This window comes from Listeria valentina, assembly GCF_011800755.1.
GTDB lineage: Bacteria > Bacillota > Bacilli > Lactobacillales > Listeriaceae > Listeria > Listeria valentina.
Map to the genome: position 1 here is coordinate 1 of NZ_JAATJW010000085.1, position 7,370 is coordinate 7,370.

7 protein-coding genes and 1 tRNA gene are annotated in these 7,370 nt (G+C 43.3%); 7 read left to right on the forward strand and 1 reads right to left on the reverse strand.

Translation table 11 applies throughout. The features are described from left to right. Positions 1-55: 55 nt before the first annotated feature. Positions 56-146 (reverse strand) — tRNA-Ser (locus tag HCK02_RS12715). Between the two features lie 146 nt (positions 147-292). Here HCK02_RS12715 and HCK02_RS12720 point away from each other — a divergent pair. The 7 genes from HCK02_RS12720 (at position 293) to HCK02_RS12750 (ending at position 7,157) form a co-directional block, all read left to right on the forward strand. Further along, on the forward strand, positions 293-1,207 hold the full coding sequence (locus HCK02_RS12720; protein ID WP_281348886.1) for an aldo/keto reductase: 915 nt from the start codon (positions 293-295) through the stop codon (positions 1,205-1,207). Positions 1,208-1,461: 254 nt separating this feature from the next. After that, on the forward strand, positions 1,462-3,414 hold the full coding sequence (locus HCK02_RS12725; RefSeq protein ID WP_167630478.1) for a heavy metal translocating P-type ATPase: 1,953 nt from the start codon (positions 1,462-1,464) through the stop codon (positions 3,412-3,414). Between the two features lie 46 nt (positions 3,415-3,460). Then, the gene (locus tag HCK02_RS12730; protein ID WP_167630479.1) at positions 3,461-4,258 is read left to right on the forward strand and encodes an aminoglycoside 6-adenylyltransferase; all 798 of its coding nucleotides are present in this window, start codon (positions 3,461-3,463) and stop codon (positions 4,256-4,258) included. A gap of 50 nt (positions 4,259-4,308) precedes the next feature. After that, complete coding sequence (locus HCK02_RS12735; protein WP_167630480.1) at positions 4,309-5,049, forward strand: FAD synthetase family protein; 741 nt, start codon at positions 4,309-4,311, stop codon at positions 5,047-5,049. A gap of 90 nt (positions 5,050-5,139) precedes the next feature. After that, positions 5,140-5,580, forward strand: a complete 441-nt coding sequence (locus tag HCK02_RS12740) for a GNAT family N-acetyltransferase (protein WP_167630481.1) — start codon at positions 5,140-5,142, stop codon at positions 5,578-5,580. A gap of 143 nt (positions 5,581-5,723) precedes the next feature. After that, positions 5,724-6,734 carry a type I glyceraldehyde-3-phosphate dehydrogenase gene (gap, locus tag HCK02_RS12745; RefSeq protein ID WP_115753020.1) on the forward strand — a complete coding sequence of 337 codons (1,011 nt, stop codon included), beginning with the start codon at positions 5,724-5,726 and terminating at the stop codon, positions 6,732-6,734. A 57-nt stretch (positions 6,735-6,791) separates the two neighbouring features. Next, the gene (locus tag HCK02_RS12750; protein ID WP_167630482.1) at positions 6,792-7,157 is read left to right on the forward strand and encodes an iron-sulfur cluster biosynthesis family protein; all 366 of its coding nucleotides are present in this window, start codon (positions 6,792-6,794) and stop codon (positions 7,155-7,157) included. Positions 7,158-7,370 lie beyond the last annotated feature (213 nt).

Here is a 7,370-nt window from a genome sequence, read left to right on the forward strand (position 1 = left end):
GCCCTTGATTTATCAAAGGACTTTGGTTATTTAACACTTAACTTTGTGTCTTTGACGGAGAAACGGGGATTCGAACCCCGGCGCGCCACAGGGACGCCTAACAGATTTCGAGTCTGTCCCCTTCAGCCGGACTTGGGTATTTCTCCATATTTTAGTCAACAGAGATTATTTTATAATAAAATGAGGAAAAATGCTAGCTTTTTTTGAAAGTTTTTCATGTAAACGGATCTGGATTGGTTGGGGCTTCTAAAAGTGGTAAAATAAAGGTATCTTGAATGAAGAGGTGAAGCATGTGGAAACATTAAAACTTGGTGGCGAACTCGCTGCTCCTAGTATTGCAATTGGATGTATGCGTATGGCAGATCTTTCGAAAGAGCAAGCAGAACGGGTTGTGCAAACGGCGCTTGAAAATGGACTTAATTTTTTTGATCATGCAGATATTTACGGTGGCGGGAAATCAGAGGAAGTTTTTGCGGATGCTGTGGGCATGAATGCTCGGATTCGTGAAAAAATGATTTTGCAATCAAAATGCGGGATTCGACAAGGCTATTTTGATTTTTCGAAAGAGCATATTATTGCTTCGGTCGATGGGATTTTGAAACGGCTAAAGACGGAGTATTTGGATTCACTTTTACTTCACCGTCCGGATACGCTTGTTGAGCCTGATGAAGTGGCAGCGGCTTTTGATGAACTTGAACGCGCTGGGAAGGTTCGGCATTTTGGCGTGAGTAATGAAAGTCCACTTCAAATTGAATTGCTTAAGAAAAGTGTTAAGCAAAAATTGATTGTTAATCAGTTACAGTTTAGCGTGATGCACACGGGTATGATTGATGCTGGCTTCAATGTGAATATGAAAGTGGACGCGGGGATCGATCGTGATAATGGCATTTTGGAATATAGCCGGATTCATGATATGACGATTCAAGCATGGTCGCCATTTCAATATGGTTATTTTGAAGGAGTATTTTTAGACAATCCGAAGTTTCCTGAACTCAATGCGAAAATAGATGAAGTGGCGGAACGTTATGGAGTGACTAATTCTGCGATTGCGATTGCATGGATTTTACGTCATCCAGCGAAGATTCAAGCGGTGCTCGGCACGATGAATCCTGATCGGATCGAAGCTATTCGTAAGGGAGCAGATATTTCTCTTACGCGCGAAGAATGGTACGAAATTTATCGTGCGGCTGGAAATGTACTTCCTTAAAAGATGGGACCGGAAAAGAATTTCTTTTCCGGTTTTTTTATTTGCTTAGTCGGGAATGAAATCTATTCTCAATTAAAATAATATTTTATCAATTAACTTGTTTGGTCACTATAATCATGCTATAATGATAGTGGAATAAGAAATCAGTAAATTATAATAAATCTAATCTGTTTTTGCGGGAGCAAAAACAGATTTTCGTGTTTTTAAGGGCTTTGATAACAATTATCAGTTAGAAAAGAAAGGAGTGGTCCAAGATGCGATTAAAATGGTGGAAAGAGAACTGGCAGTTTCTTGCAGCGGGTGTTAGTGGTTTACTTATTTTGCTTGGCTGGCAAACGGAAGGTGCGGTGGCTACGGGTGCAACGGCGGGGATTTTTATTGCGGCATTTGTGATTGGCGGTTTCGATCAGGCGAAAGAAGGGATTCTCGACACGATCAAGACACGGAAATTGAACGTGGAACTTTTAATGGTACTTGCGGCAACAGGGGCTTCGATTATTGGCTACTGGCTCGAGGGTGCGGTACTGATCTTTATTTTCTCACTGAGTGGCGCGCTCGAAACGTACACGACGAACAAAAGCAAGCGAGAAATCACGAAACTGATGTCGTTTCAACCGGAAACTGCTTTTTTACTGCTAGAAACGGGGGAGACGGAAGAGGTCGATGTAACGTCGCTTAAACTGCAAGATTTGATTTTGGTACGCCCCGGCGAGCGAATCCCAATCGACGGAGTGATCATTTCAGGGGAAACTTCGGTGGATCAATCGGCGATCAACGGGGAGTCTATTCCGGCACAAAAAGGTACTCACGATGAAGTTTTTGGCGGGACGGTGAATCTTTCAGGCGTTATTCGGATGGAAGTTCGGAAAACAGCGGATCAAACGCTCTTTAGTCAGATCATTCAAATGGTGAAGGAAGCCCAAAGTGAGCCTTCGCATACAGCGCAGTTTATTGAGCGGTTTGAAGATAAGTATGTAAAAGCAGTCTTGGTGCTTGTTTTCGTGATGCTCTTTTTACCACACTTTTTGCTTGATTGGAGCTGGAATGAGACTTTTTACCGGGCGATGGTGCTTCTAACGGTCGCTTCGCCTTGTGCGCTTGTGGCTTCTGTCACGCCAGCAACACTTGCGGCGATTTCGAATGGAGCTCGAAATGGGATTTTATTTAAAGGCGGCGTCCATTTGGAGAATTTGCGGAATGTAAGAGCGGTCGCGTTTGATAAAACGGGAACGCTCACACAAGGGAAGCCAGTAGTGACGGATTTCTTCGTGGCACCAGAGTTTGACCGGGCGCAAGTCATCGACCGGATTTACGCGCTTGAACAAAATTCGGCTCATCCGCTTGCTGAAGCGATTGTACGCGATTTTTCCGAGAAACGTGTGGAAGGCTTCACGGATTTAGTGATGAAGGATGTGCCTGGTTTTGGTGTGGAAGCCGTGATTGGCGGGGAAAGATGGCGTGTAGGGAAGGCTCGCTTTGTGGGGTGTGAGCAGGCTATGAAGTTTGCAGGTTCGCTTAGCGATACGCTTCCTCGTGAAGGGAAGACGCTCGTGTATGCTTCATGTGGCGAGCAAGTGGTCGCCATGATCGCGCTGAAGGACGTCAAACGAGAAGAAGCCAAGCGTGCTGTTTCTAGCTTAAAGAAGCGTGGTATTAAAACGATTATGGTGACGGGAGATAATGAAGCGACGGGGCTTGCAATTGGCGAAGAAATTGGTATTGATTATGTGATTGCGGGTTGTCTTCCGGAGCAAAAGGTCGACGTGCTACGTGATTTGAAGGCGGTTTATGGGTCGGTTGCGATGGTCGGAGATGGCATTAATGATGCACCGGCGCTTGCACACGCAACGGTTGGCGTCGCGATGGGGGAAGGAACGGATATTGCGATGGAAGCGGCTGATGTGGTGCTCATGAAAAATGACTTGGAGAAATTGAGCTATGCGAGTGTGCTATCTGTTCGACTTGGGCGAGTTGTGAAGCAAAATATCGCTTTTTCGATTCTGGTGATTATCAGCTTAGTGTTAGCCAATTTATTTCAATCCATTAACTTGCCGTTCGGTGTGATCGGGCACGAAGGAAGCACGATTCTTGTGATTTTAAATGGCTTACGATTGCTTTTACCTAATCGAAAGTTGGCAAAAGAAAAAGACAAGCCAGAAAAAATGCAAAAACCAGAGATTTATCATTTGAAAACACCTGCTCTTTAAGTGAGGCAGGTGTTTTTGCTATACTGAACAGTGGGAGGCGAATACGATGGGAAAACGAGAAGATGTGCTACAGCGAATACTGGATTTTGCCACAAGAAATGAAGAAATTGAAATGGTCGTGCTCGAAGGATCTTTAGCGAAGGAACGCTATGTGGATGCTCTTTCGGATTTAGATCTTAATTTTTGGATAAAAGGGGAGCAAGACTTTTCGGCGGGAGACTGGCTTGCTGAAATCGGAGAGGTGCTTGTTGCGGTGCCACTTGATTTTCCTGTTAGAGAAGGGATGCGCTCTTTGATTGTGATTTTTGAAGGTGGCGTGAAGGTGGACTTTTCATTTTGGCCGCTTTCCTTTTTAGAAACGCCTTTTCCATATTATGAAGCGTATCGCGTTTTGTTAGATAAAATTGATTATGCGAACAATCTGGATGAGTTTCTCTTGCCCAAATCGGCATCGAAGCTCACGCAGGCGAGATTTTTGGAGATTATCGATCAGTTTTACTTAGATGCCCATTATTTAGCAAAGTTTACGAGGCGCGGTGAGCGTTTCTTTGTTGCTAATTTAGAGGCAGAGGTTCGAGAAAATTATTTTTTGCCGCTTTTTGAAGAGATTGTTTGGCTTTCAGGGAAAACACCGATGTTTTTAGGGCGTCATCTGGCAGAAATGCTTCCTGTAGAATGGAAAGGGAGAATGGAACAACTACTTGATGGGCTGGAACTTCCAGAACAGCTGGAATTGTTTCAGGCTTTGACAGATGAAATTGCAGACAAACGCGGATTCCAAGTTCAATTTGAGCGAATTCAAAAGTTGAAACAATTGATTTTAGTGATTTATCAAAACAGATGAGTTGTAGATTTTGAGAGGCTGCTATAAAGTAGGATTTAGGAGTGAAGCGTATGGAAATTTATCATGTTGATTTGGCGCCGGTTCCAGATTCACGGCCAGCAGTTTTGTCGATTGGAAAATTTGACGGGGTTCACCGCGGACATCAGCGGATTTTGCAAACGGCGCTTGAAATAAAAAAACCGGATGAACTTTATTCGGTGATTAGCTTTAGCCCGCATCCACTTTGGGCGCTAAAGGGGCTTCCTGCGTTTCGCGAGGCACTCACACCAGGATCAGAAAAAGAGCGCTGGCTAGCTCATTATGGTGTGGATGTGTTATTTGAAACGAATTTTACGAAAGAATATGCGGAAACGACGCCGGAGCAATTTGTGTTTGAACATTTGAGTCAGCTTCAATTATCGCACATTATTGTGGGAGAGGAATTTAACTTTGGCAAAGATGCGGTTTCGGATGTGGAACTACTTAGAGAGCTTGTTAGGCCACTCGGGATTCAAGTGACGGCGATTCCTGTTGAGACGGAAGAGGGAATTGCGGATAAAATCAGTTCAACGGAGATTCGCGCTTTGATTCGTGCTGGTGATATTGCGAGAGCTGAGGCGCTACTTGGACACCCGTGGTATGTGACGGGAGAAGTTCTGGATGGTGTGATGTACGGGATTGAGGATTACTCTCTTCCGAAGTCGGGGCGCTATGAAACCGAATCTGGGATCGTGTTCGTAACGGAAGCACACAAAATTAAAAGCGGATTACCGGATGGAAGAAGCTCAATTCGGTTTATAAGGGAAATCTAAAGCTGGTCGCGGATGCGGGCAGCTTTTTCTTGTTAGTAAAAGGGCTTTTTCGGGTATGGCTTAGGAGAATGTTTTTTTGGAGGGGACGGGATGAAACGGGTAACGCAGGCGGATGTGACGGCTATTTTGCCACTTTTTCAAAATGAAGCGGATAATTATTTGGCGACGGGAACGCGAAGGATTGAGCGAAGTGAGATTTTGACTTGGGTTGAGGCGGAAGAGAAAGATCTTTTTATTTTATATGAGCGGGAAAAGGTAGCGGCTTATGGTGAAATTTGGGTGGATGAGACGGAAGGAACGCTTGAATTTGCTCATTTGCTAGTTGCACCTCAGTTTCGTTTGGCGGGTTTTGGAAAAAGGCTTTTGGAAGGTTTACTCGTGGAGGCGAAAAAATACCCATATGATGAAATTTTTTTGCGGGTTTTACCGGAAAACAAGGCTGTTCTTGATTTCTTCCGTCAATTTGGTTTTGTTGTTCATACGCCACTTTTTGAGGGCTCGATTTGGATGAAACGAAAAAATTTGAAATGATAGCGTTTGCGACTGTGAAAAGTTAAAAAAATTGTATTTAGAATGAAAAAATGGGGTATAAATAAAAATGTAGGTTTTTTTACATCACTTTGTTCATTCAGCAAGAATGTTGACGAATAGATTTTGATAGGAGGAGAAGTTTTATGACAGTAAAAGTTGGGATTAACGGATTTGGTCGGATTGGTCGTTTAGCTTTCCGCAGGATCAAGGAAGTTTCAGATGATATTGAGGTTGTTGCAATTAATGATTTAACGAATCCAGAAATGCTTGCACAACTGTTGCAATTTGATTCAACACATGGCACTTATCCGGGTACGGTAAAAGCAACGGAAAATTCGATTGTTGTAGACGGGACGGAAACACGTGTTTATGCGGAGCCGGATGCAAGCAAAATTCCTTGGGTGAAAGAACAAGGTGTCGACATTGTCCTTGAATGTACTGGCTTTTATACGTCAGAAGAAAAAGCGCAAGCTCACTTGGATGCGGGTGTGAAACGCGTCGTAATTTCAGCTCCAGCTGGTCAAATGAAGACAATTGTGTATAATGTGAATGATGATACGCTAACTAAAGATGATAAAATCATTTCTGCGGGTTCTTGTACAACGAACTGTTTGGCTCCTATGGCTTATTTCTTAAATAATGAGTTTGGAATTCAAGTGGGAACGATGACAACGGTTCATGCATATACGTCCACTCAAATGTTGCTTGACGGACCTGTTCGTGGGGGGAACTTGCGTGCGGCTCGTTCGGCTGCAGATAATACGATTCCACATTCTACGGGGGCTGCAAAAGCGATTGGTCTTGTTATTCCAGAACTGAATGGTCGTCTGCAAGGTCATGCACAACGGGTTCCAGTTGTAGATGGCTCGCTTACTGAGCTTGTGGCGATACTCGACAAAAAAGTAACGGCTGATGAAGTGAATGCGGCTATGAAGAAACATACGGAAAACAATCCTTCGTTTGGTTATGATGATCGGCAAATTGTTTCGGGTGATGTGATCGGAACCACATTTGGTTCGATTTATGACCCAACACAAACGGAAGTGACAACAGCTGGAGATACACAACTTGTTAAAACGGTGGCTTGGTATGATAATGAATATGGTTTCACTTGCCAAATGATTCGTTTGCTCGAAAAATTTGCAAACTTATAAGGCTTAAATTTTAAAGGCGGCTTTTTTGGCCGCCTTTTTTGCTAGGTGGTGAGAAATTTGCGGATTGAATTATCGGAGGAAGCAGCAGAGAAAATTTTGAATCAAAAACCGGATGGGGCAAAATTGATTTTGAATTTGAATGATGGAGCAGGGAAGTTTTCTGATCTTGCGAGGAGTTGCAGCTTGGATTTAGCATTCGATCTTGTATTCGCGGATTCCAATGAGGATTTGCATGAGTACACGGCGGAAATTGATTCGGATATCGGGACCTTTTATGCGAAGCCGTATTCGCTTGATTATTTGGATCAGGATAATCATCTTCGGGTGAGCGGCATGGGGATGCTCGTTCTTAGTGGAACTTATAGTGGCACGATTTCGGGAAATGTTCCTGTGAAGGATAAAACGTCAATCGCTAAAAATTAAAGTGAAGCAACCTGTTCGCTGAAAGCGAACAAGTTGCTTTTTTGCTAAAAAGAGTGGTTTGGATGGGAACTTATTTTTTGTAAGCAAAGTACTTTACTTTTTTATAGTTTAGTTATAAACTGTTGGTATTACGAATAGAAGTCTAGTGGTAATAAGTCAAGCTGAACTTTTAAATTATTTTCAAGGAAAAACTAATTTTTGAGCGCACTGAAC